Raw genomic sequence first — 24,032 nt, 5'->3', positions numbered from 1 at the left:
CGCGCCAGCTTGATCCCAGCCGGTCGTGACGCGCTTCAGCTGCGGTTTAGACTGACGGGCGCGAGGATGCTCCGGGCCACCTCGCCGACCGGCAGATGGTCGCTCGGCCGGCCGCCGATCAGCGCCATGTGCATGGTGTAGGCCCCGAGTTCGCACATCACCTGCGAGGCGATGTCGCCCAGCGGGATGAAGTCCCTGGCGAGATACTCGAACTGCGCGCGCGCCTGACGCAGCGTCGTGATCGGAACGACGGCGCTGGTTTCCCCGCCAGCGGCCTGCTGACCGTTCGGCAGGACCGGAAGCGCAAAGGCTTCCGCGCCAGCTCCTGCTCTTGCGGCGACGGCGGCTTCGGCGCCGGCTTGAGGCATGATCGCTTGATTCCTCAAAGCGTTGATCCGGTCGAATGCCGAGCGAAGCCCGTTGAGCGCTTCCTCGTGCGCCGCCGATTCGGCCGTGCGTTCATCGCGCTCCCGGTTCAAGGCCTCGCGTAGCACGGCGAGTTCCGCCTCTCTCGCCTGCAGTGTTCCCCCGAGCGTGTCACGTTCGGCCAGCAGCGAAGAGGCGATTTCCAGATGTCCCTCGATGTCATTCTTGAGCGCCTCGCATTGGGCCTGCAGTGCCTCGGTATGCTGGGTCAGAGTCTCGTACTTGTATCGCCAGAGCCCCTCTTCGTCCGAGGCCGAGACCACCCGCACGGTCAGGGTTTCCAGGAGATCGGCGGCCCGCCGCAAATAGACCCCGTTGTGCCCATTGGCCATCAGCTCGGCGAACCGGCGCAGAAAGCTGACGGTTTCCGCGACATCGGGGGTGTCGGGCGCCACGGCAGGTTCGGTCATGAGGCTTGTTTTCCTAGACGCCATCCCAAGCGCGCCGTGATCAACACGCCACAATGCCACTCGGCGCGATTCAGGCCAAAAGGCTTGATTGGTCGGTTCGGCTTGCAGGCGGTTTTCCGAATCGGGGGCGGCAAAAATAGGGCGTCGCAAGACCCCTCAGCAAGCCCATGTCTTCGGGCGGGGCAGGCTTACGGCATTAAGGTCCCGTAGAATCAATAGATTAGTCTAAAATTGGACTTCAGGCCTTCGCGGGGCGGCTGGCTTTCTGTCGCCGAACGCCATTCCCGCGATCGACATCGCTCGAGGCCGCGAAGCCACTTCGCCGCGTCAGAACTGGGGTCGTCGCTTCTAATGTTTCGTCACCGCCGTAAAAACCAGCGACTGGTCGTCGATTTCCTGGACCGGAAGTTTATTCACCCCGGCCATCACATGGAGTTCCTGCAACGGCGGCATTGCGGCGGCGGACAACCCGATCAAAGGCGATCGGGGCTGCAACGTGGAGATTCCAATCGCGATCAGGGCGGCAACCGCAACGGCAGAAATGATCGGACGCATCATGGGACGTCTCCGTTTCCCAGCCATGAATATTTCGGCGAAGCCCAGGCAAGGTTCAATTCGCGTCGAGGAGCGCTAGATTCGCGCGCTGGGTTCCGCAAACGCCACCGAGGCAGGCTCCTGCACAAAATTGTCAAGAATAGCGGCGGCTCCGAAGGCGATTACACCGGCGACAAAGCAAGCTGCGATGAATTCACGCATGGTTGTTGTCCTTCCTCTCGCAACATCCAGCCCATCCTTGAAGACGGCGGGCCGGCCCAAGAAAACGCCTCCGGAATCATGTGTGGGCAAAGGCCTCGCTTTCAATGTCCACAAAGGTCCGGCCAAATGCCCCCACACATGCGTAAAAATCAGCCGATCGAGCCCGTTCGAGATCGACAAAGAAGCGCCTGATCCACGGCGAAAGATGCGCCACAAAGAAGTCGCGATCAGCCCCCGCGGGTGCAGCAATGTCGCCGCCGGCAAGCCCTGCCATGATTTCACAGAGAATTGCGGCATGATCCTCCGGTTCCGAACGTTCCGGCGACCTTTCGATCCCGAGGCGCTGGAGCGATAGGCGCAATTGCGCCAGCGGGCGTCCGTAGAGCCCGCCCGCCAGATAGTGGGACGAATACGGCAGCAGAGCTTCTGCTCCCAGACCGGCAAAGAGATCGAAATACTCGCGCGCAACGCTCTCCTCGCTGGCGCGCGCTGCCGCCTCGGCCAGCGACATGTGTGCCCTTCCGATCGGACTGGCATCTTCCTGCAGGCGGGACAGGGCGGAAATCAGCCGGGAATCCGGGCTGCGCGAGAGCAGGCTTGCCAACAGCGCATATTCCTGCGCGCGGGCGCGGTCGATCTCATCGACAAGTCGTTTGGAAGTCTCCTGTGAGGCCAAATCAACCATCTTTTCTCGATGCGGCTTGTTACCGTGGCAAGGCGCTGCCGTGACGACGATGTCGGGGAGCATCGGATTGCTCCACGATGGGTGCACGCCCCGTCTTCTTGTCCGCTTCGCCAGTCTCGCTCGATGGAGAAGTATTTCCAGAATCCGCGGAGCTTGGTTCGCCAGACGTCAACTGTGCGCCATGCCGGGCCGTCAGCCGCCCGGAATCGATTGCGCTCGGTTGGTTGTATTCGACCGGCACCGGCACTTCCGCAAGCGCCTCGCGGACATCCTCGGACCAGCCCGAGACTTGCGCGAGGAGAGCAGACGCGTTGTCGGACGGGTGCAGCGGGCCGAATCCGGGGATTGCATCCGGATCGTTGAAATCCCACTGGTTCTCCGCGATGCCGATGAAGTCGCGAATGGCGGGATCGCTTTCCCACGCCCGGCGCAACGCCGCGCGGGTCAACTCGGCCGGGACACCGGATTGCAGAAAGGCGCCGATATTCGTATCGGCAACAATCGACTCAATCGATGGCAGGCTCGCCAGATCGAACGGCGCGGCGGCGGCCTCACCCGGCGCCCGCGCGGTCGTCGCGTCAACGCTCGCGGCACCCCCTTCCATCTCTCGTGCCATATCCTGCTCGCGCTTCAATCGCGCCCAACGCAGAATGAAATTGTCTCGGTCAGTCACGGCCCGTTCTCGCTGCTGCGTTGCCGTTGAGAGACGTCCCCTGGGCGCGCTGGCGCTTGACGAAGGGACGATCGACATGATGCTGGAGGATGAACCGGCTGATGATTTCGGCGATGTCGGATGGCATGGGTACGGCTTCAACCAGATTGTTGCCGGCATCGGTGAAGGCTTCGCCCTCGGCGGGATCCGCCGTGACGGCAAGCAATTCATAGGGCGGCTGAGACGCGTTGGGGTGCATCACGACCCACAGCGCGGGCGCCCCCGATGCGAGATTGCCGCGGTAATTTGTCGTCTCGGTGCGGTGCAATTCGATCACGGCCTGACCGGCATAGAACAAGCTTGTTTCCGCCTCCGCACCGAGCCGCGTCCACGGTGAAGCCGACGGATCTCCGGCAAACACCGAAACTGGCCGCCACAAGCAGTCGACCCACATGCTCCTGGCCTTGCGCCGCTCGATCACGACGCCGACTGCAATGCGCACAAGAGCCGTCGATCTCAATGGACTGCCTCCGCAAGCCGCACCGGCAGGCCGGTTACCAGGTTTTGCGGCTTCAACCGCAACTTCTCGTCAGGCGTCATCGCCACCAGCAAATAGACCGGCTCGCCTCTAACTTTTTCGATCATCTCCGCCGGGTCGCGGAACGTCAGCCGGTAGAGGCCGATCAAGCGCGCCTGCGTCGCATCATCGAGAGCGTCGCCGCCCCAGAGCGCATCGCCGATTCGCGTGGCGTCCGCACTCAATCCGACGTACCAGCTCCATGGCGCGGCCTGCAGTTTCGCCATAGGTTCGATTGCGACGTCGATCGCAAGCAAATGCGCCAGCCAGCGCGTGATAACCTCGCCAAGGGCGGCCCAGCCACGGCCGCTTGCGGTGAGATCAATCGCCATGTCGAAGCGATCACTGCGTTCCCAGTAGCTGGCTGCCGATTCGTCGGTGACCGCGTCGACATGGGTGGTCGCCGGCAATCCCAGCAAGGCGAACAGCGGCGACGGGGGGTGGTGATGGCCGGCCGACGGGTCCGCCTCTTCGTCGAGCGCGGTTATCGAACCTTCCTGCATCACCAGCTTCTGCGGACGGAAAAAAATCTCGGCGGCCCGCAGCATGAAAGCGTCCTCGCAGCCTTCCAGTATATTGCGGAGGATCGGCTGCACCAGGTGACCCACCAAGACATGGGGGAACCTGATATCGCGCCTGATGATTTCGAGATAGGCGGCTTCGAGAGTGCGGTGTTTCACAAGATGATCGCGCCACGCGATCATGATTTCCCAATTTTCGCGCGCATCGGCATCGGCGATCGCGGCAACCTGCGAGGCTGCGACCGACCGCCGTGGATCGCTCAACAATGCGCCGTGCAGGCCTTGCTCCGCGGCACAGGCATCCGGCGGCGGCATCAGCTCAGGACGCGCCAGATAGACTTTCAGGAATTCGTCGGTAACGAGCAACTTTCCGGCAGCGTCGCGATCGAGCAAATGATGACCGCAGGAGGCCCAGAAGTCACGCGATGTACTCAACGACGCGCCTCCTTCTCCAGTCTGTCCAGATCGAGGTGCTCCGCCGGCACATCGTCGTCCGGCACATCGTCGTCGCCGACCACCTCCAGAAAATCGAAGGCGCGGGCGTGCGGCGCTCCACCGCGCGGACGCAGCGTCCGGAACTCCTCGCGGATGACTCCGCCCTCATGGCGCCGGGTCACGGCAACGAGCACGCCCGGTGGGTGATCGCAGAGCGACGTCACGAAACCGATCTCCTCCTCAGCGGCCAGGCGAGCGACGTCAAACTTCGGTGCACCGAAGCGCCTTACCAATTGCCGCGCAAGCAGTTCGACAACGGCCTGACGATCTTTTTCGTGCGTTTCGACAATTTGCGCCAATGTCGACCGGCCAAACGACTCTAGTCCTAAAAAGCCGGCGCGGAAAGCGGCACGTGCCTTGCCCGGTAAATCTGCCTGATCGCAATGGGCAAATGCAAACGCACCCGACACAGCCCATTCGCCGGGCTCCGCCGCTTTTTCAAAAATGAACGAATCCGAAGCATCAAGCCGGATCATCCGCAGCAGCCTCCTGCCTACCTCCGGCATCGCTATCCAACACCATCAATGTATACTTTCCGCGGAGTTCCGGCCAGTTGTCCGCAACCGGAAGCCGGAGCCGGGTCTGCAAGAATTTGTGAGAGCGATGACTGATTCCAACAGGCATCTCCTGATCTGCTCGTGCGACGGCACGATCCCCCTCGATGCCGACGCGGTCCGCCGCGGTTGCCGCGGCGATCCCACGACCGCGACCCAGCTCTGCCACGCCGAGCGCGACAGGTTCTTGGCGATCGCGGCAAAGGACACGCCGCTGACGGTCGGATGTACGCAGGAAGCAGCCGTTCTTTCCCAAGCGGCAGCGGAAACTGGCCGCACGGCTCCGATCCAGTTTGCCAATATTCGAGAGACAGCCGGATGGTCCAGCGAGGCTGCCAAGGCCGGGCCAAAAATGGCGGCGCTGCTGGCGGCGGCGGCCGAGCCCGCACCGCCCGTGCCGTTCATCGAACTCGAGAGCGGCGGCATCATCCTGATCTGCGGCCGTGACGAAGCCGCCGTCGAAGCCGGCAACCTGCTCAAGGACCATCTCGACGTCACCGTCCTGATCGAACCGCCTGCTTCCATCCTGCCGCCACGTGTCAACGATTTTCCGGTGGCGAAGGGCAGGGTCAGAAATGCCCGGGGTCATCTCGGCACATTCGAGCTTGTGGTCGACGATTTCGCCCAACCCGCGCCATCCTCGCGCGGCGCGCTGGTGTTCGGGCCATCGCGCAACGAGTCCCGTTCGAGCTGCGATATCATTCTGGATCTGACTGGCGGCACGCCGCTTTTCCCGGCGGCCGATTTGCGCGATGGCTATCTGCGCGCCGATCCCGGCGATCCCGCAGCGGTGCTGCGGGCGGTTCTCAGGGCACGCGACCTCGTCGGCACGTTCGAGAAGCCGCGCTATGTTGCCTTCGAGGCCGGACTGTGCGCGCATTCACGTTCGCAGATCACGGGATGCACGCGCTGCCTCGGTCTCTGCCCGACCGGCGCAATCACGCCCGCCGGCGACCATGTGGCGATTGACGCCAACATATGCGCGGGTTGCGGGCAATGCGCGGCGGCCTGTCCGACCGGCGCGGCATCCTATGCCCTGCCGCCGGAAGACGCGCTGATGCGCAAGCTGCGCAGGATGCTGATGGCCTATCGCGAAGCTGGCGGGGAACGCGCGATCGTGCTGGTGCACGATGATCCCCACGGTGCGCCACTGATCGACGCTCTGGCACGGTTCGGCGATGGGCTGCCGGCAAATGTATTGCCGTTTGCGGTCAACGAGATCACGCAACTGGGACTAGAAAGCATCGCCGCCGCCTTTGCCTATGGCGCGGCCGGCTTGCGGCTTCTGCTTCGGGCGCGGCCGCGCCACGATGTAACCGGCTTGATGCGGACGATCGCGCTGGCCGATCCGATCCTTATCGGCCTCGGCTTTGGCGCCGGCCGAATCGCGACCATCGAAACCGACGATCCGGACCAGCTGTCATCGGCGTTGCAAGCCATTCCGCCACTGCCGTCGGCGCCGCGTCCGGCAAGCTTCCAGTCGATCGGAAGAAAGCGGGACGTTCTGCGCTTTGCGTTGAGCGAACTTCACCGCGCCGCTCCTGCCCCCGTCGACGTCGTCGCACTGCCGGAAGGAGCGCCATTCGGCGCGGTGGAGATCGACGTTGACGGCTGTACGCTGTGCCTGTCCTGCGTTTCGGCCTGTCCGACCGGTGCACTGCGCGACGACCCGGAACGGCCAATGCTGCGTTTTGTCGAAGATGCCTGCGTGCAGTGCGGCTTGTGCCAGGCCACTTGTCCAGAGAAGGTTATCACGCTCAAACCCCAGATCGATTTTCGCGCCGCGCGGGCGTCCGCCCGCATCCTCAAGGAGGAGGAACCGTTCTGCTGCATCCGCTGCAGCAAGCCGTTCGGCGTCAAGAGCACGATCGAGCTCGTGGTGGCGAAGCTGGAAGGCAAGCACTGGATGTACACCGGTTCGTCCGGGCGCCTGGACGCTATCAAGATGTGCGAGGACTGCCGCGTCGCCTTCGTCGCGGAGCAAAATTTCGATCCCTACGGTGCGCAGGGCCAGTCCGTTCGCACCACGGACGTCTATCTGCGCTAGCGCGAGGCACTGAAGCACAACGATCCAGACATCTGACCTGCCTGCGCCTCTCAGACCGGCACGACCGGAGACTTCTCCTTATGGAAGGCCTCCAGGGTTTGTCGATCCAGCTTCAGATGCGCCTGCACCAGTTCGGGGGGCGTTAGTGCCAGCCACTGGTTCAGCGAGACGTCGGCGTAATAGCTGTTCTTGAAAATTTCCAGGAAGCGCACGGCTGTGGTTCCGATGTTTTCGATATAGTGCCCCATCGCAAACGGCACGTAACCAACGTCGCCCGCCTGAAAATCGAAGGTGCGCGCCTGTCCCGACGCCGCGAAGACACCCATGCGCGCTTGTCCTTCAATATAGTACTGCCATTCATTGGTGTTGGGATGCCAGTGCATCTCGCGCATGCCGCCCGGCTGAACCTCGACCAGCGCGGCGGAGATCGTCTTCGACGCCGGGAACACACTGGTGTCAGTGATCCGAACCGTGCCGCTTTTGGTTTTGATCGGCTGCTGCGCCAGCATCTTGTGGCTGAAGCCGGGCGCTCCCGGGACCGCCCCTACGACCCTGTCGGAGCCGAGCGGCTCCGGCACCGGCGCAGGGAAAATATATAGTTCGCTCGGATCCGGCATGTGGGCGAAAGACGAGCCGGGAACACCGAAATTCTTGGACAGCACCTCGTCCGGGGTATGCTTGAACCAGTCGCTCAGCAGAAAAGTGTTGTCTTCGTCGAAATCGCCGTCATCGAACACCAGCAGGAATTCGCAACCGTCCGGATTCAGGCCCTGGATCGAATGCGGAATGCCCGATGGAAAATACCAGAGATCGCCGACGCCAACGTCATCAACGAAATTGCGCCCCTGAGGGTCGATTGCCGTGATGCGGGCCGTGCCGTAAAGCATGTAGGCCCATTCGGCGGCCTTGTGCCAATGCAGCTCGCGAACCCCTCCGGCGTTCAGGCGCATGTTCACGCCGGCTATGTCCTTGGAAATGCCGAGTTCCCGTACCGTGACCTGGCGGGTCCAGCCGCCGGTTTCCTGCCGAACATGAGCGTCCGAGAAGGAGAAGCGCAAATTGGGCAGCGTGCCGTGATCGGTGGACGGCGGCACCAGCAGATCGGGATTCTGCCTGTCACGGACAACGTTGCGCGGACCGGGATCGGTGCCGCCATGTCCGGGCCGCTGCGGTTGCGGCACGGGCTCGTTGGTCTGCGCACCGGCGGTCGCCGCTGCAAGAAAGCCGCCGGCGGCAGTGGTCGTCAGTAATGTACGTCGCGTGACATCATGCATGACGTTCACTCCTCCAAGTCACACTCCTCCAAGTCACACTCCTTCAAGTCACACTCCTTCAAGTCACACTCCTTCAAGTCACACTCCTTCAAGTCACACTCCTTCAAGTCTCGGTATTCGCGGATTCGCCCCATATCCGCGAGGACAAGATATCGTTGTGATGCGTCGGACATTCACTCCGCTGGAGTCGCCAAGGGGCGTCCCGCACTGTGCTCCTTCTCCAGTTGTTGGGCGAGCCAGATATCGTGATGCTCCTTGGCCCAGTTGAGATCCACTTCGCCCGTTCCCATGGCCTCAAAGGCCCCCTCCATGCCGAGCGTGCCGATATAGATGTGCGCCAGGATCAGGGCGACGAACAGCACGGCGACGACGGCATGAACGACCTGCGCGAGCTGCATCTGCGCGATATCAGTTCCGTAAAACGGAAACAGCAGCAGGACCCCCGACACGGAGACCGCGAGCCCGGCGGCAGTGGCGAGCCAATAGACGAGCTTCTCGCCGAGATTAAAACGTCCGGCGGGCGCATGCTTGTTCCGGATGAAACCTCCACCCTGCCTGATCCAGACGAGATCGATCATTTCAAACAGATTGTCCTTGAAGAAGATCACGATGATCAAGACCAGGCCGGCTACGAACGCAAAGCTGGTAAAGTTGTGCACGTATTTTGAGGCCTGCGAAATATCCGAAAACGCGTCCGCGCCGACGATCGGCAAAAGCAGACGTTTTCCGAAGGTGATATTCAACCCGGTCAATCCGAGAATGACGAAGGAGGTCGCCGTCAGCCAATGCACAAATCTCTCAAAGGCCTTAAAGCGCCGAATTTTCTGTCCCGAACGTCCTGCCGCAATCCGGATCCGTCCCACGATCAAATAGGCCAATGCGAGTATCCCGATAGTGCCGAGGATCACGATCGCGCCGCCCCATTGCAGCACCACCTCCCGGAAATATTCCCAAGTCCGCCCGGCAGGCTGGATCAGCACGCTGGCTTTACTATCGGGGATGGTGATGCGCCCTTCGATGCGAGGAGCTTGTTTGAACAGCTCTCGTTCGCTGGTGACGCTCGCGGTTGGATTGGGGGCACCATCCGAATTGAGCTTCTGCGCGATCGCCGGGCCGAACGCCGCGATCCCGAGTAAGAGCATGATGACGAGGAGCGCGAGGCGAATGCGTGCAAAAAAAGCCATGACGACCATCCTCGTTTTGGGTTCCGGCCATCAGGCCTGCCCGCTCAGACCTCGATGCCCTCGTGATAGGCCGTCATCCAGCCCCACGCGCCGGAGCCGTAGCCGCGCTTGAGCACACGCTCCTTGTAGATCTGCGCGATGATGTCGCCGTCACCCGCCATCAACGATTTCGTGGAGCACATCTCGGCACATAGCGGCAGCTTGCCTTCGCCGAACCGGTTCGAGCCGTATTTCGCGAATTCTTCGGCGCTGCCGGGAGCTTCTGGTCCACCGCCGCCGGCGCAATAGGTGCATTTGTCCATCTTGCCGCGCGAGCCGAAATTTCCGACCTGCGGGTACTGCGGCGCGCCGAAAGGACAGGCATAGAAGCAATAGCCGCAGCCGATGCACAGATCCTTGTTATGCAGCACGATGCCGTCGTCGGTCGGATAGATGCAGGTCACCGGGCACACGGCGGCGCAGGGCGCGTCGGTGCAATGCATGCACGCCATCGACACCGAGCGCTCGCCGGGATTACCGTCATTGATGGTGACGACGCGGCGGCGATTGATGCCCCATGGCACCTCGTTCTCGTTCTTGCATGCGGTGACGCAGGCGTTGCAGTCGATGCAGCGGTCCGCGTCGCAAAGGAATTTCATGCGCGCCATGTCTACGCCCTCTCACGCCGCCCTGATCTGGCAAAGAGTCGCCTTGGGCTCCTGCATGCCCGTCGCTGGATCGTAGCCGTAGGTCGTAAGCGTGTTCACGCTCTCGCCGAGCACGATAGGATCGGCACCCTTCGGATATCTGTCGCGCAGCTCGGCGCCCTCATACCATCCAGCGAAATGGTAAGGCATCCAGGCAAGGCCCTTGCCTACCCGCTCGGTCACCAGTGCCTTCATGCGAGTCCTTGAACTACTCTCCGCACCGCTCACCCAGACCCATCCTCCGTCCTGAATGCCGCGCGCGGCCGCATCCGCCGGGTTGATTTCGACAAACATGTTCTGCATCAACTCGGCGAGCCATTTGTTGGAGCGCGTCTCCTCGCCGCCGCCTTCATATTCGACCAGTCGGCCGGAACTCAGGATCAGCGGAAACTGTTTGGCGATGCCCCGGTCGACGGCGGTCTTTTGCACGGAAAAGCCGATATTCGGCACGCGGAATTGCCGTGCGTCCGGCAAGGTCGGATAGTCGGCGACGAGGTCGGGGCGCGGCGTATAGATCGGCTCGCGGTAGACGGGAACAGGATCGGGAAGATTCCAGGCGATCATGCGCGCCTTGCCATTGCCGTAGGGCGAACAGCCGTGCTCGACCGCCACGCGCTGGATTCCGCCGGAAAGGTCGAGCGACCATGACACGGCGTCGGGATTGGCGGAATTCACGCGCTGGATGACTTCCATTTCCTGCGGCGTGAGATCCTTGTCCCAGCCGAGCTTCTTGAGCACGCCCAAGGTGAACTCCGGATAGCCGTCCCTGATTTCAGAGCCGACCGAATAGGAACCCTCCGCAAGCAGATTGTGGTGTTCCTCCCTTTCGACTTCCTGTCCGTTTTCCATCACCTTGCGCTTGACCACGCGTTCGACGCCGAACCGGGCGCGGAACGTGCCCCCGCCGTCCTTCACCGGCAGATTGGTGTTGTAGAGAATCGGCGTGCCCGGATGCCTGAACTCCGGCGTTCCCCAGCATGGCCACGGCAGGCCGTAATAATCGCCACCGACTTCCGGGTCGTCTTTCGGCGCGCGCAGCGTGACCAGATCGAACTTGGCCTGGTTTTTCATATGGGCCTTGAGCCGCTCGGGCGACTGCCCGCAATAGCCGGTCGACCAGCCGCCGCGATTGATCTCGCGCAGGATGTCTTCCGCCGACACCGCGTTATTCTCGACCTTGATGTTCTTGAACATCGGGTCGGCGAAGCCGAACTTGCGGGCGAACAGATACATCGTGTCGTAGTCATTCTTCGACTCGAACACCGGCTCCACGATCTTCTCGCCCCACTGCAGCGAACGATTCGAGGCGGTGCGCGAGCCATCCATCTCGAAACTGGTGCAGGCCGGCAAAAGATAGATGCCATCCTTGCGATCCGACAGCACCGACCATGCCGTCGGATAAGGATCGCAGACGACCAGCAACTCGAGCTTCTCGATGCCGCGCTTGGCTTCCGGCATCCTTGTAATGGTGTTGACGCCGTGGCCCATGATGAACATCGCCTGGACGTTTTCCGGCTGGCTGACCTGGTCCTTCGGCAGCAAAGTCGCATCGAACCAGCGCGTGCTCGGAATCCCCGGCGCTTCCATCAGCGTCTTGCTGGGAAAGCGGGATTTCATCCAGTCATAATCGACTTCCCATACCCGGCACCAATGCCGCCACGCCTCCTCGGCAAGGCCGTAATAGAGCGGCAGCGTCGTGACATCGAGGCCGAGATCGGTGGCGCCCTGCACATTGGTGTGGCCGCGAAAGATGTTGGCGCCACCTCCGGCATGTCCGACATTGCCGGTGGCGAGAAGCAGGATGCAGCTGGCGCGGACGTTCGCGGTGCCGGTGGCGAACTGGGTCTGTCCCATCGCCCAGATCAGCGTCGCCGGCTTTTGCTTGGCGAAAATCTCGGCGACGCGCCTGACCTGCGCTTCGGGCAGCCCGGTGACGCGTTCGACCTCATGGGGCGGCCACTTCGCCACCTGCTTGCGGATTTCGTCGAGGCCGTAGACGCGCTGGCGCAGGAATTCCTTGTCCTCCCAACCATTTTCGAAAATGTGCCACAACATTCCATAGATCGTGGCGATATGGGTGCCGGGTCGCACGCGGACAAATTCGGTCGCGTGCGCGGCGGTACGCGTCATCCGCGGATCGACCACGATCATGTTAGCGCGGTTCAATTCCTTGCCTTCAAGAATGTGCTGGAGCGAAACCGGGTGCGCCTCGGCCGGATTGCCGCCCATCAGCAGAATGGTCTTGGCGTTGCGAATGTCGTTGTAGCTGTTGGTCATCGCGCCGTAGCCCCAGGTATTGGCGACCCCGGTGACCGTGGTGGAGTGGCAGATGCGCGCCTGATGATCGGAGTTGTTGGTGCCCCAGAAGGCGGCGAACTTGCGGTTGAGGTAGGCAGCCTCGTTGGTGAACTTCGCCGAGCCCAGCCAATAAACCGAATCCGGTCCGGACTTCTCGCGAATCGCCAAAAGCTTGTCGCCGATCTCGTCGACGGCCTGATCCCAGGACAGGCGGACCCATTCGCCGTTCACGCGCTTCACCGGGTAACGTAGGCGGCGCTGGTTCAGCACGTCGTCGCGGACCGCAGCCCCCTTGCAGCAATGCGATCCGCGATTGATCGGGCTGTCGTAGTCAGGCTCCTGACCGATCCACACGCCGTTCGCGACCTTGGCGAGCACCGAGCAGCCGACCGAGCAATGGGTGCAGATATTCTTGCGCGTCGTCACCGTCGCCCCCGCGGGCGGCGGCGGACCGGCTTGCGCCTGACGTACACCGCCAAGCGGAAGGTTTCCGAGAGCAGCCAACGCGCCCACGGCGAGGCCGGAGCGCTTCAGGAACGCACGGCGATCCGGATGATCGCTCGTTTCATCAGCTGGCACGGCATCCAGGTTTTGCCGATCCCGATGACGTTCCGACTTCTTGATCAGCACGGACGTCTCCCTTATTCCCTTATTGGGTCGGGTATTTGTTGACGCGATAGAAGTTCTTGACCTCCGGAGAGTCGGCTTGATAGCGCGCCTTGCGCTTGTCCTTGAGGTTAACGGGCGCCGCTGCCGCCGGTGTCGGCACCATCGTGTTCGCAGCCGCCGTTGCAGCGCCCGCAACCGCAAAACCAAGCAGATCTCGCCGGCGAACAGCAGTTCCGGGCCGCTTCATAGAGGCAGCGCTCCTAATGAATCCGGCGGGTTTATCGCAAATAGCGCGACTTGAATCGTTCCAATTCGCACGATTAACTTTATCATCGGGCCTGCGTTTTGCAATCGCTGCCGACGCGAGCAATTCCGGATTTTCGCGCGAGATTATTGCAGTCCGTCACTTCTGCGGTTCCACGTGGACACATTGACAAGTTCATTGTTCGCCATCCGCGTGTTGAAGCTGTCGCGCGTGACGATTTATATCGGCGAACGCGACCCTTGGATTGTTCAGGGCGTGGACGAAGCGCTTGAAACTGACCGCCTCGAAAAAATGCGTCGTTAGAAAGGCCATCCCGCGCGAAGCAGACGTCCGCTGACTTTGGCCCATCTTTAGTCCATCAAAATCGATCGCCGGGATTGACGCAATGGTAACGGTATTGCTGTCAAATCGGTGAAGATGATCGGCGCGCCGCTTCTCATTACACTTGCGATACTTACAAGCCGGACCTTTGATGACGCCTCCGTCACATTCAGCCGAACCGCAGCGACTTGCCTATCTGGAATCGATCAGGGGCCTCGCCGCTGTTCAGGTCGTGTTGTTGCATTTCTTCAGTGCCTTTCGGCCCGATCTGGTGTTCGAATCTGCACGTGGCAGTCCGGCATGGTACGTTCATCTGTCACCCCTCTCGTTTCTCTATGACGGCCATTCGGCGGTCTATATTTTCTTCGTTCTCAGCGGCTATGTTCTGAGCCGCTCGTTCGAACGCCATCTGCAACGCCCGCTTGCTCTGATATCGGCGCGGGCACTCCGCCTCGGACTGCCGGCCGTAGCGGCCGTGCTGGTAAGCGCGGCGGTCATCGAGATCCTTGGCAGGCCGAACGTAGATGCGAGCGCCATCTCGGGTTCGGAATGGTTTGCCAGCCCGCACTTCACCGAACTATCGATGCTCTCGGTGGTCCGGGATGGAGTCGGCAACGCCCTCTTCCTCGGCTACCGCGGCTTACCCGGTGTCGCTTTTCTGGCGCCATGGCAGCAGCCGATCGACCAGTCCTTCGTTCCGCCGCTGTGGACGCTCAGCATCGAATTCTATGGCTCGCTCTCAGTTCTCCTGCTGTCATGGTTCGCGCGGCGATCGCGCCCCTTGTGGTGGGCGGCAGTCGTTCTGGCGACGTTCTTTACGATTCGCAGCGCGTATCTGTGCTTCGTCGTCGGCCATCTGCTAGCGAACTGGCACCGTGCCGAAAAGCCCGCTCCGGCAAATCAATTGCTGCCGGCAATGGCAGTCGCGCTTGGTGTGTTTCTTTGTGTGCGTGCGGACATCTGGCAATTTGAAGGGTTGCGCAGACTGTGCAGCGAATCCACGTTTTGGTTGTTTCCGGGCCAGACCGCGGCACCGCAGCAGAAGGCACTCGGAGCGATCCTCGTATTGACCGGTTTGATCCATCTGCAGTGGGCGCGGTCAGCGCTTTCGTGGCCGTGGCTGGTCAGGTACTCGCGGCTGTCGTTTCCAGTCTACCTGGTACATTGGCCGATCCTGTTTGGCCCGGTAGCCCTGATCTTCCTGTGGCTGAGTGGAGTAGTCGGACTCGGGTTGGCACGCGTCGGCGCAATCGTCGCTGGCATCGGCCTTGTCTTCCTCGCCGGTCTGTTGTTTTCCCAAGTCGACCGGGCCGCACTGTCGTTATCCCGTCGATGGCGCGAGAGATTGTCTGGCCTGACCATTGAAATGGCGACCCTGCGGCGGACGACGGTCGGTCGCCACGCGGTTCCAGCCGAACGAACTGGACCCGTTTCGGTATTGCCGGATTTGGATCGGTCTGCCGCGGCCTGACCAGATGCCAGACGAACCAATCGCCCGGCAATTCAAGGCCGTCCATCCATGCCGGCAGAAGCTCGCCACGAACGCAGGTTACAATATTTCTGAGGATTCCGAAATCAGTTTGAATTCCGACCCAGCGCGCATCAATGATCCGCATTGGGCTGACGGATGTGGATTACCGCGGCGTCATCCGCATAAAGCCGCTGCCAGCCCTTTATGTGATCCAACACCTGTACGGCAGGCGACTTCGGAACCAGCAAGGTCGCATCGATGCGGTAGTCATCCAGCAGGCGCAGCAGCTGATCGACCTTGCCGTGTTCAACGGCATCGAAGAAATCCATAACGAATTTCTCTCCGTAGAGTTCGGCGCGACCGTCGACGAACGCCGGCACGCCGCTGGCGATCAGATAGCCGCCAAATTCATATGAATTGAAGATACGCTTGGCCTGGCGTTGTTTGAGAAGCTCGACCGCCGCACTCGGCGTCTGCGAATTCACGAAGACAAAGCTGTGATGTGACATATAGGACATCGTCGATGCCCAGGCGGCGCCGACGATGGCGATTGCCGCAAAGGCCGTGACGTAGGGTGGCGACCAAAACCCGGCGGTGCAAGAAGCGGTATCCGGTCTGATCTGTTTCGCGATCGGCTTCGCCAGGACGAGCGGCAACAGAAACGCGAATGCCTCTATGCTTCGGACATGCGCCAGCGCCATGTAAATCAAGCCCAACACCAGAATAATTCGCGGTGGAGACAGAACAAGACCGCGATAAAATCCCAGGCCGATCAAACCGAGGAGAGAGGCCTCAAAAAAGCCGAACGAGCTGAAATCCGCAGGCCGCCATTCCGATATGATCGACAACAGTTCGCCAAGGTCAAGGATCTTGGCCGCGCCCAACAATGTGTTCACCCCGTACGGCGTGCAGCAGCTTGCCAACAGCGCACCGGCTGCAAAGAAGCTCCACCTCAATGCGAGAAATAGACGGCGTTCGGGAGCACTATCCCAGAGTGCTATCAGCGCAACTGGCGCGATCAGCGCCAATCCCAGGACGAAGCCGCCGTGTAGATTGGCCCAAAGCGCCATCAACGGCAACAGAAGCAGGGACGGCGGAGCGCGCCGGTCGGCAGCCGCGATCATTCCGCCAACCCAGGCCACCATGACCGGCATCGCCAGGACGTGAGGACGCGCCAGAAGGTGATGAAGCGACAGCAGAAGCGCGAGCATCGCCAGCAGAATGCAGTGAGCCGCCTCGAAATGTGCCGAAAGAAGATAGACAAAGATCGCGACGGTCGCGGCGATTGCGAGCGAGGCCAGGATCACCGGCCCGGCCCATTCCCATTGCGCGTGGACAGCCGCGTAAAGTATCTGGGATAGTGGCGATGTCGAGATCCACGGCGCCCCCAATTTTGTAAACGAGTAGAAGTCGGTGTGGGGCACGGCGCGGTGGTCGATGATCCACTGCCCGACCTTGATTTGCCAGAAAGTGTCAGAATCCTGCAGCAGGCCGTCGCCAGTAAACAGGAAGAAGAGATACGCTCCCACCCCGGCGCAAAGCGGCAGGAATCCCCGTGTGACCCTTTGCGAGCCGATGGTATCCGCGATGGAGATCGACATGGACTTTTTCGCTTGAGGGCGCGGCGGGCGCAGTTGTCTCATTGGAGCTGCATCATTGGACCACGGCAGGTGATAACTTCGAGTAAATCCGAGCGGCTGCGGAGCGCACCCTGTAACCTGCGGCATCGATGCAATAACGCCCGGCAATCGTAGATAAGACACGCTCGGACTTTTTAACGAAGAATAATCAAAGGCTGCCGACAGCCGACGGCTTGCTTCAATCGCTTCGCTCGGTGGCATGCTGCGAGAGCGCGCGATCAGTGAAGGATGCCATCGTCAAGGCCGTGAAGGCTCGGTGCTGATGACCGGCTCCTCCGGCGTCCGCCTCACGGCCTGCCGATCCGCTTTTTGGCTTCCAACGGTCAGGCCTGGGAGGTGAGGCCGTTGACCGCGCGTCCCCAATAGACGGACCTCCCGGATTTTAACATCTATTTTAGGGCCGCATTTACCTCGCCGGAAAAACCGCGAAAACCCCCGGGTTTACGGGATCGGGTTAACTAGGCTTCAATTTGCGAAACCTAGGATGCACGCATGGTCACGGCGCTGAGGGGCCGGTGAGACCAGCTTTAGTCAGCAGCTCGTGAACACTCGGGAGTTACACTATGAAGAATGTTATCGCACGTTTCGTGAAGGATGAGTCCGGCGCCACCGCGATCGAATACGGTCTGATTGCCGCCGGCATCTCGCTCGCGATCATCGCGGTTGTGAACGGCCTCGGCTCCACGCTGAACACCAAGTTCGCGTCGATCTCGACCAGCCTCAAGTAAGCTTCTCTCTATCATCGCCCAATCGGAAAGGCCCTGGCATGCCAGGGCCTTTCTATTTTGCAGATATTCAAAAGCTGATGCGAGCACAGGTCCGGGGTACTTGCCTCGCAAGCCTAGCATCACTCCGCCCGGTTCAGGCGTGCGATACTAGCTCTGACCAAGTGCAAGTTGAGGGATAGTCTTGGCTGACGAACTTGCCTCGGCACCCGCCGCGCTTCTGGAAGCATGAATTCGAAAAAGATGCTTCGTAAGCAGGATGGATCCTGCTGCAACGGCAACACCCGCGATGACGTCGATGATGTAATGCGCGCCGATGACGGGTGTCGCTGCGATCATCAGCACATTGATGCCGATTGCCGCGGATCTAAAGCCCCAGACCGGCCACAACGCCCACATGTAAAGCACGGCCGAAGCCGCGTGAAAGCTTGGAAATGACACGATGCCTGCCAGCTTGAACAGCTCGAGCTGGCGCAACGATCCATCCCGCAGCGACAAGATATCGCGCAGCTGCGCGGCATAAATCGAGGAATTTATAAACGGAAATCTTTCGGGTGGCGACAAGTTCAGGCCGTAGTACGTTCCAATGGCCGGGACAAATATTGAAATCACGATTGTTACGGCGAGAGCGATATTCAGCGCCAATATGAATTGCTGTAACCTGATCAACCGCAACGTCATCGCCAGAATGATCGGGACGCCGAGCAATGGCCATTTGATAAATCCATAGCCGGTCTCGAAGCATTTCGCGAGCCATCGATGATCGTTTACGAAAGCCGCAATCGGCTCTGGATTCAGACCCATGGCGCGATCGATCAACAACAATGTCTGGTCCTGCAAGGGCCAGTCGAGCGCGTTGGCGATATAACTGAGAGGCCCGACAATCGCGGTGACGAGGATCACCTGGGCGGTGGTCCCAAGCCAGAAAATAAGCTTCGGGTCCGCAGCCTGTGCTCTCGCGAACGCGTGCGTATAGGCGATCAGGGTCAAAGCAAGCGCGACCGCGGCGGCGAGGCCAAAGGCAACGGGTTCCAACGAAAAGTCAGTCCGCGCAATCGCAAGCAGCAGCGCGGCACCCAACGCCGCGATGGGAAACCAATTCAGGTTAAATGTCCGCCAGGCCAGCCGTGCGTCCCAACCATTCATATCGCACCGTTACGACCGTATTGGCGGTTCGCTACACCCCGGATGCGGGATCATTACCGGTATCTCCTAAGGCCAAGGAAAAAATCGTGGTTACTGTTCGGTTCACCGGGTCGACCGAACTTGTGCGAGTTGCCACCTCATTCAGCTACGTCGCGGCCTCTGTCGGCGCGAACGATCACCATGACACCGGATCGTCCTGCTGCTGACGGTGTTAAACCGACATCGCTCTGCTGACAGCGTGGGCGGGACGCGGTGAACGGTAAAGAAGAATTAAGGCTGCCGCCTTAACCTGCGCTCCTCATGAGCGAGCAGGTCATCCGCAGCGCGGCTAAACCATTCCCGGTGCGTGCGGCGCTCCCCTCGCTGGTGGGCGCAGGCGTCTATGTCCTGCTGCTGACGCTCGGGCAGCGACTGCTCAACGATCCGGACAGCTATTCTCATATCGCGGTCGGGCGCTGGATCACGGCACACGGCGCCATGCCTGCGAGCGACCCATTTTCATTTTCCATGCACGGCGCGCCCTGGATCACCTTCGAATGGCTGTCGGAGGTCATCTACGCGGCCGTGTATGCGCTTTCCGGCTGGGCTGGCGTGGTGGCGCTTGCGGCGGCGGCAATCGCGCTCGCCGTCGGCCTGCTGACGCGCTTCCTGCTGCGAGAGCTTTCGCCAACACCGGCGCTGCTCATGGCCATAGCGGCGGTAACGCTGTTGGCGCCGCATATGCTGGCGCGGCCGCACGTGCTGACCCTGCCGATCATGGTGGCCTGGGCAGCCGCGCTGGTGGGCTGCATGGACCGGCGGACGCCCCCGCCCTATTGGGCGCTGCCGCTGCTGGTGCTGTGGGCCAATCTGCATGGCAGCGTGGTGCTCGCGCTTGGACTGATCGGGCCGGCCGTGCTCGAGGCCCTGCTCGACGAGAAGCGCAGCGAATGGCCGCGCGTGCTGCTGCGCTGGTTGCCGTTCACGGCGCTGGCGGTCGCAGCGTGCAGCCTGACGCCCTACGGGTCGGCCCCGCTGCTGATGCCGCTCAAGACGCTCGGCCTCGGCCTTGCGCTCGGCTGGATCTCGGAATGGCGGCCGCAGGACTTCGGCCATGTCGACACCTTCGAGCTGCTGCTGCTGGCTGGCATCTTCGCGCTGTCGCGCGGGGTGACGCTGCCGGTGGTGCGGGCGCTGGTGGTACTCGGCCTGATACATTTTGCACTGGCGCAGGTGCGCAATGCAGACCTGCTGGCCATGCTGGCGCCGCTCTATCTGGCGGCGCCGCTGGCGCGGCAGTTTGGCGCGCGGACCGAGGATGATGCGGCCGGCTCGGCGCGCGGCGCCAACCTGACGGCCTTGGTGACAGCCTTGGGCGTGATGATTCTGGCGACTGGGCTGGCGCTGGCGCGCGACGTGCGCCCGGCCCTGATCAACACGCCGGAGGCAGCCGTGGCCAACGCCGGTCTCGCCAAGGCGGGACCCGTGCTCAACGATTATTCGTTCGGCGGCTATTTGATCTTCGCCGGCATTCCCACTTTCATTGACGGTCGGGGCGAATTGTACGGCGGCCAATTCATCGCGCGCTACAATCGCGATGTGTCGCTGGCCGACCTGCGCGATTTTCTCGAGCTGCTTGACCAGTATCAATTCGGCGCGACTCTGCTCGCGCCGAACACGCCGGCGGTAGCGCTGCTTGACCGCCTGCCGGACTGGCAACGCGTCTACAGCGATGACGTGGCGGTAGTGCACAAGCGGCGGGATGCGCCGAAGAAATAGCTCAGACGGTGCCGAAGGCGGCGTATTGTGCGCCAAGCGGCAAATTGCCTAAAGCGCCTTCGACCCGGCGCGCAAGCTTCGCTTCCCAGGGCAACAGCAGGAAATAGCGTGCACCGATCTCGCGCAAGCCGCCGGCCACCATCAAATTCCGCGTCTTGCCGGCGCCGAGCAAGACGGCGTCGCGGTCGAATTCGCAACGCGCGACGGCAAGGCGGGTTAGCGGATTGAACGGATTGTGCTCGATGACGCAGATGAGCCCCCCGGGCCGCACGACGCGCCGCATCTCGCTCATGAAATGCGCCCACTCGGCCGGCGCTACGTGGTGCAGCACGCAGATCGCGGTCACCAGATCGAAGCCTTCGTCGTCAAAGGGAAAGCTCCTGCCGTCGAAGGCGCGGTAGTCGATGTCGCCATTGTCGGCGCGCGCCTGCGCGATGCTCGCCGAGGAAACGTCGATGCCGCTCAGGCGGCCCACCATGCCGCGCAGCAGGGGATGAAAGCTGCCGACACCGCAGCCAACATCGAGCATGGCGGGCTTTTCCGACCCCAGCCGGCGCGCGATCAATTCGCGCAGCAGGTCGGCCTTGGCGCGCATGAAAAAACTGTGCGGCAGGCCGGAGAAGTCGATCGAGGACTGCACCACGTCCCGGTAGGTGCCACGGTAGCTGTCGAAGAGTTCGGTCATGTGCACGCGCCTATTCGTTCACGGCGTGGATCGCGGGGTGTGCCGGCGCGGCCTGGGCGCGCCCGAAGCCAAGCCGCTTCTGCACCACGTAGAGTGGCCGGCGCTTCACCTCGGCATGGATGCGGCCGACATAAAGTCCGACGATGCCGGTCATCAACATGTTCATACCGCACAGCAGCGACACGACAACGATTGTCGAGGACCAGCCGGCCACCAGATGACTGTCGTTGCTCATCCACAACGCCAGCACCCAGCCGCCGTAGAGCAGTGCCAGGCCCGACACCGCGAGGCCACACCAGATCGCCAGCCGCAACGGCGCGTCGGAAAAGCCGAGCGCCGCATTCATGGCGAGCCGCGCCATCTTGAACAGCGGATATTTGGTTTCACCGGCGGCGCGCTCGAGGCGATGGAAAGTCACTTCGGTCTGCCGGAAGCCGAGCCAGGCGATCATGCCGCGCACGAAGCGGTCCTGCTCTGGCATCTGGCGCAACGCGTCGAGCACCTTGCGGTCGATCAGACGGAAGTCGCCGACATCGGCCGGGATGCCGACCGAGGACATGCTGCCAAGCATTCGATAGAACAAGTGGGCGGTGGCGCGCTTGAACCGGCTTTCGCCGGCGCGCGACAGACGGCGCGCATAGACGACGTCGTAGCCTTCCTTCCATTTGGCAATCAGTTGCTCGACGATTTCGGGCGGGTCCTGCAGGTCGGCGTCCATGACGACGATCGCTTTGCCCTGCGCCGCGTCCATCCCGGCGGTGATGGCAATCTGGTGGCCGAAATTGCGCGACAGGCCGAGATAGCGGAAGCGCGGGTCGCGCTTCGCAAGCGCCTGCAGCACGACGGGGCTGGAATCGCTGCTGCCGTCGTCGACGAAGATCGCCTCCGACGGCTCGTCAAGCCGGGCGAGCAGCAGGTCGACCCGGCGCAGCAGCACCGGCAGCACGGCTTCTTCGTTGAACACCGGAATCACGATGCTGTAGCTGATCGCTTCGGAATCGGCCGCCATTTGAGAGGTTTCACTCCGTTGAATGGGCGGAAGTCTAGAACACCGTTGGTTAAGGTGGCCTTGCTGCAACCGTTAAGGACAGCTTGCTTCGAGGCGTTTTCGGCGGTTTTCGTGGGCGTGGCCGGATGGCCCGGTTCCGAGCGTGCAGCCGAATACGCTACGCTCGAAACGCGGAGCGTCATCGGGAGCTGGCAACGCCTTGAGCTAGGGCGCGCGGTGGACTTTATAGAGAACAAAGCGCGCAGACCCGTCCAACTCCTCCAGCAGGTCTGGCAGCGGATTCACCACGCGCGGTCCGAGCACATAGAGATAGTCGTAATCCCGGTACCAGGTGCGGATGAAAGGCGGAATGTCGGTCGGCGCCTGGCCCGCCGCAATCGCGGTAAGCACGCGTATCGGCATCGGCCCGCCATAGGGGATGGCGAGACGGCGGATGGCGGCGCGTGCCTGCACCGGCTGCTTGCCCACCTCGGTGAAGACGTTCGGCACAAAGGCGTCGGCGTAATGCACCGCCAGTGTCGGAGCATAAAACATCGGATACTGCGTGAGATCGTTGAACGGCGGATCCTCGCCCTCGCCGCTGGTCCCGACGAGCACCAGCGAACCGCGGTCGATCTTGTGGAACGACTCGATGATAGAAGCATAATCCGCGCGGTAGGACAGCCAGACCCCAAATACCACGGCCAGATTGGCGAGCGTGATGCCGGTGACAGCAGTGAGCGCAGCAATTGTCCATCGTCGGTCGGGCAGCGACAGCGAGCAGAAGGCCGGAATGATCAAGGCCGCCGCGGGGATGATGCGAAGGTCGGCAAACGAGGTGCCAAACAGCTTCGACGGGATCGCAAGATAAAGCAGTGCAAAGCCGGTCGCGAGCCAAATTCCGGCCGGTTCGAGTTTTAGGACGCCGCGCCTGGCGGCGAAATAGACCAAGGCCATCAACCCAAGCGCAGTCGCCGCCGACACCGTCAAATTGTAGCCGTTCATGATGCGAAACAGCCAGATCGGCTTGAATTCAAAATGCCAGATCGTGCCCTCGCTTCCGATCGAGCCAGCGGTCGACCGCATGACGGCGAACAGCACCACCACCGGTATTGCGAGTATTGCCAGCCGCAACGCGGCATCGCCGTACGAAATTTTCCGGTCGTGGGCGCGCCACAGCTCATAGAACCCAAGCGTCGCGCCGTAGATGCCCAGCGCGAAGAAATGCGCCGCAAACAGGGCCGTGACGAATACCGCGTTGACGACGAAACGCATCGGCCATGCGTGCTCCACCACCATCAAATAGGCGGCGATGGCCCAGAGCGCGACGCCCAGACCGAATTCGAAATTCACGAAGCCCCAGGTAAACGGCAGGCAATAGAGAAACATCAGCGCCGCGAAGCCGGCGATATGGACACGCCCCTTCACGACCCGCTCGAGCACAAGCGCGCCACCGACGACCAACAATTGGCTCAAGAGCAGAAACAGCCGCGTGGCATTTTCGACGCTGAGCAGCCGCGCCATCTGCGGCACCAGCAAATCCATCGCCAGGTTGGGATAGAGCGCCCAGGCCACCTCGTAATACGGGTTGGCATCGGGCGTGCCGTTCTGGCTCAGAATATACATGCGGGCGAGGTGATTGGGATAATCGACCATCGCCGGGATGGGCGTCAGCAATACGGGGAGAAGCGAGGCGGCGGCCAGCAGCGAAAAAACAGCAATCGCCACGAACCGATCCGAGCCAGGACGCGCCCGGGCCGTCACGACCTGCCAATCGGAGGAAACCATGTCACCGGACCGCTGGATCTGAGTTTACGCCGCTGGGGCGAACGGCCAAGCTGGCGGAGGGAGAGGAACTG

General features: G+C 61.7%; 24 protein-coding genes. 5 read left to right on the top strand and 19 right to left on the bottom strand.

Annotation, left to right across the window (positions count from 1 at the left end; all coding sequences use genetic code 11):
• Nucleotides 1-35: 35 nt before the first annotated feature.
• The 8 genes from B5525_RS12580 to B5525_RS12550 form a co-directional block, all read right to left on the bottom strand.
• Entirely contained in the window at nucleotides 36-836 is an 801-nt protein-coding gene (locus B5525_RS12580) for a hypothetical protein (protein WP_079566294.1), read from the bottom strand.
• A gap of 348 nt (nucleotides 837-1,184) precedes the next feature.
• Entirely contained in the window at nucleotides 1,185-1,394 is a 210-nt protein-coding gene (locus tag B5525_RS12575; protein WP_079566293.1) for a hypothetical protein, read from the bottom strand.
• A 72-nt stretch (nucleotides 1,395-1,466) separates the two neighbouring features.
• On the bottom strand, nucleotides 1,467-1,592 hold the full coding sequence (locus B5525_RS47175; RefSeq protein WP_276328848.1) for a hypothetical protein: 126 nt from the start codon (nucleotides 1,590-1,592) through the stop codon (nucleotides 1,467-1,469).
• Nucleotides 1,593-1,668: 76 nt separating this feature from the next.
• Nucleotides 1,669-2,340: a TorD/DmsD family molecular chaperone gene (locus B5525_RS12570; RefSeq protein ID WP_079566292.1), complete on the bottom strand. Its 672-nt coding sequence runs from the start codon at nucleotides 2,338-2,340 to the stop codon at nucleotides 1,669-1,671.
• Nucleotides 2,297-2,911, bottom strand: a complete 615-nt coding sequence (locus B5525_RS12565; RefSeq protein WP_244567881.1) for a DUF3306 domain-containing protein — start codon at nucleotides 2,909-2,911, stop codon at nucleotides 2,297-2,299. The genes B5525_RS12570 and B5525_RS12565 overlap by 44 nt, the downstream gene beginning before the upstream one ends.
• Before the next feature lie 31 nt (nucleotides 2,912-2,942).
• Nucleotides 2,943-3,449 (bottom strand): DUF3305 domain-containing protein, encoded by a 507-nt coding sequence (locus tag B5525_RS12560; RefSeq protein ID WP_079566290.1) that lies wholly within the window; start codon nucleotides 3,447-3,449, stop codon nucleotides 2,943-2,945.
• A complete protein-coding gene (locus B5525_RS12555) occupies nucleotides 3,446-4,462 on the bottom strand; it encodes a DUF6352 family protein (RefSeq protein WP_079566289.1) in 1,017 nt (338 codons plus the stop codon). Before B5525_RS12555 ends, B5525_RS12560 begins: the two co-directional genes overlap by 4 nt.
• Nucleotides 4,459-4,998, bottom strand: coding sequence for a DUF6505 family protein (locus B5525_RS12550; RefSeq protein ID WP_244567880.1), 540 nt, complete (start codon nucleotides 4,996-4,998; stop codon nucleotides 4,459-4,461). Before B5525_RS12550 ends, B5525_RS12555 begins: the two co-directional genes overlap by 4 nt.
• A 175-nt stretch (nucleotides 4,999-5,173) precedes the next feature.
• Here B5525_RS12550 and B5525_RS12545 point away from each other — a divergent pair, with 175 nt between their 5' ends.
• The gene (locus B5525_RS12545; RefSeq protein ID WP_079573277.1) at nucleotides 5,174-7,123 is read left to right on the top strand and encodes a 4Fe-4S binding protein; all 1,950 of its coding nucleotides are present in this window, start codon (nucleotides 5,174-5,176) and stop codon (nucleotides 7,121-7,123) included.
• Between the two features lie 50 nt (nucleotides 7,124-7,173).
• On the opposite strand, the gene B5525_RS12540 is transcribed toward B5525_RS12545, so the two are convergent.
• Genes B5525_RS12540 through B5525_RS12515 form a run of 6 tightly spaced genes read right to left on the bottom strand, consistent with a single transcriptional unit; the run spans nucleotide 7,174 to nucleotide 13,421 of the window.
• A complete protein-coding gene (locus B5525_RS12540) occupies nucleotides 7,174-8,397 on the bottom strand; it encodes an oxalate decarboxylase family bicupin (RefSeq protein WP_079573275.1) in 1,224 nt (407 codons plus the stop codon).
• Nucleotides 8,398-8,402: 5 nt separating this feature from the next.
• Nucleotides 8,403-8,531 carry a pentapeptide repeat-containing protein gene (locus B5525_RS47800; protein ID WP_425305308.1) on the bottom strand — a complete coding sequence of 43 codons (129 nt, stop codon included), beginning with the start codon at nucleotides 8,529-8,531 and terminating at the stop codon, nucleotides 8,403-8,405.
• Between the two features lie 39 nt (nucleotides 8,532-8,570).
• Nucleotides 8,571-9,581 carry a formate dehydrogenase subunit gamma gene (locus B5525_RS12530; RefSeq protein ID WP_079573273.1) on the bottom strand — a complete coding sequence of 337 codons (1,011 nt, stop codon included), beginning with the start codon at nucleotides 9,579-9,581 and terminating at the stop codon, nucleotides 8,571-8,573.
• Nucleotides 9,582-9,625: 44 nt separating this feature from the next.
• Nucleotides 9,626-10,228 carry a formate dehydrogenase FDH3 subunit beta gene (gene fdh3B, locus B5525_RS12525; protein ID WP_079566286.1) on the bottom strand — a complete coding sequence of 201 codons (603 nt, stop codon included), beginning with the start codon at nucleotides 10,226-10,228 and terminating at the stop codon, nucleotides 9,626-9,628.
• Nucleotides 10,229-10,240: 12 nt separating this feature from the next.
• On the bottom strand, nucleotides 10,241-13,195 hold the full coding sequence (locus B5525_RS12520) for a formate dehydrogenase subunit alpha (RefSeq protein ID WP_079566285.1): 2,955 nt from the start codon (nucleotides 13,193-13,195) through the stop codon (nucleotides 10,241-10,243).
• A gap of 19 nt (nucleotides 13,196-13,214) precedes the next feature.
• Nucleotides 13,215-13,421, bottom strand: a complete 207-nt coding sequence (locus tag B5525_RS12515; protein WP_079566284.1) for a hypothetical protein — start codon at nucleotides 13,419-13,421, stop codon at nucleotides 13,215-13,217.
• Nucleotides 13,422-13,595: 174 nt separating this feature from the next.
• Here B5525_RS12515 and B5525_RS43830 point away from each other — a divergent pair, with 174 nt between their 5' ends.
• Together B5525_RS43830 and B5525_RS12510 are read left to right on the top strand one after the other, a co-directional pair.
• Nucleotides 13,596-13,742 carry a hypothetical protein gene (locus tag B5525_RS43830; protein ID WP_154073178.1) on the top strand — a complete coding sequence of 49 codons (147 nt, stop codon included), beginning with the start codon at nucleotides 13,596-13,598 and terminating at the stop codon, nucleotides 13,740-13,742.
• Between the two features lie 169 nt (nucleotides 13,743-13,911).
• Nucleotides 13,912-15,231 carry an acyltransferase family protein gene (locus B5525_RS12510; protein WP_079566283.1) on the top strand — a complete coding sequence of 440 codons (1,320 nt, stop codon included), beginning with the start codon at nucleotides 13,912-13,914 and terminating at the stop codon, nucleotides 15,229-15,231.
• A 131-nt stretch (nucleotides 15,232-15,362) separates the two neighbouring features.
• Here the strand turns inward: B5525_RS12510 and B5525_RS12505 are convergent, their stop codons facing one another.
• Nucleotides 15,363-16,832: a hypothetical protein gene (locus B5525_RS12505; RefSeq protein ID WP_079566282.1), complete on the bottom strand. Its 1,470-nt coding sequence runs from the start codon at nucleotides 16,830-16,832 to the stop codon at nucleotides 15,363-15,365.
• Nucleotides 16,833-17,434: 602 nt separating this feature from the next.
• Between B5525_RS12505 and B5525_RS12500 the strand changes: the two genes are divergently transcribed.
• The gene (locus B5525_RS12500; RefSeq protein WP_079566281.1) at nucleotides 17,435-17,599 is read left to right on the top strand and encodes a Flp family type IVb pilin; all 165 of its coding nucleotides are present in this window, start codon (nucleotides 17,435-17,437) and stop codon (nucleotides 17,597-17,599) included.
• Between the two features lie 147 nt (nucleotides 17,600-17,746).
• On the opposite strand, the gene B5525_RS12495 is transcribed toward B5525_RS12500, so the two are convergent.
• On the bottom strand, nucleotides 17,747-18,742 hold the full coding sequence (locus B5525_RS12495; RefSeq protein ID WP_079566280.1) for a phosphatase PAP2 family protein: 996 nt from the start codon (nucleotides 18,740-18,742) through the stop codon (nucleotides 17,747-17,749).
• 300 nt (nucleotides 18,743-19,042) lie between these two features.
• On the opposite strand from B5525_RS12495, the gene B5525_RS12490 reads away from it, so the two are divergent.
• Nucleotides 19,043-20,500 carry a hypothetical protein gene (locus B5525_RS12490; protein ID WP_079566279.1) on the top strand — a complete coding sequence of 486 codons (1,458 nt, stop codon included), beginning with the start codon at nucleotides 19,043-19,045 and terminating at the stop codon, nucleotides 20,498-20,500.
• 1 nt (nucleotide 20,501) lies between these two features.
• Here B5525_RS12490 and B5525_RS12485 read toward each other — a convergent pair whose 3' ends face one another.
• The 3 genes from B5525_RS12485 to B5525_RS12475 all read right to left on the bottom strand — a co-directional run bounded on the left by B5525_RS12485 (nucleotide 20,502) and on the right by B5525_RS12475 (nucleotide 23,961).
• On the bottom strand, nucleotides 20,502-21,185 hold the full coding sequence (locus B5525_RS12485; RefSeq protein ID WP_079566278.1) for a class I SAM-dependent methyltransferase: 684 nt from the start codon (nucleotides 21,183-21,185) through the stop codon (nucleotides 20,502-20,504).
• Between the two features lie 10 nt (nucleotides 21,186-21,195).
• Entirely contained in the window at nucleotides 21,196-22,194 is a 999-nt protein-coding gene (locus tag B5525_RS12480) for a glycosyltransferase family 2 protein (protein ID WP_079566277.1), read from the bottom strand.
• A 204-nt stretch (nucleotides 22,195-22,398) separates the two neighbouring features.
• On the bottom strand, nucleotides 22,399-23,961 hold the full coding sequence (locus tag B5525_RS12475; RefSeq protein WP_079566276.1) for a hypothetical protein: 1,563 nt from the start codon (nucleotides 23,959-23,961) through the stop codon (nucleotides 22,399-22,401).
• Nucleotides 23,962-24,032 lie beyond the last annotated feature (71 nt).

This window comes from Bradyrhizobium erythrophlei (assembly GCF_900129505.1).
Classification (GTDB): Bacteria; Pseudomonadota; Alphaproteobacteria; order Rhizobiales; family Xanthobacteraceae; genus Bradyrhizobium; species Bradyrhizobium erythrophlei_D.
This window is presented reverse-complemented; position numbering and strand designations above follow the sequence as displayed.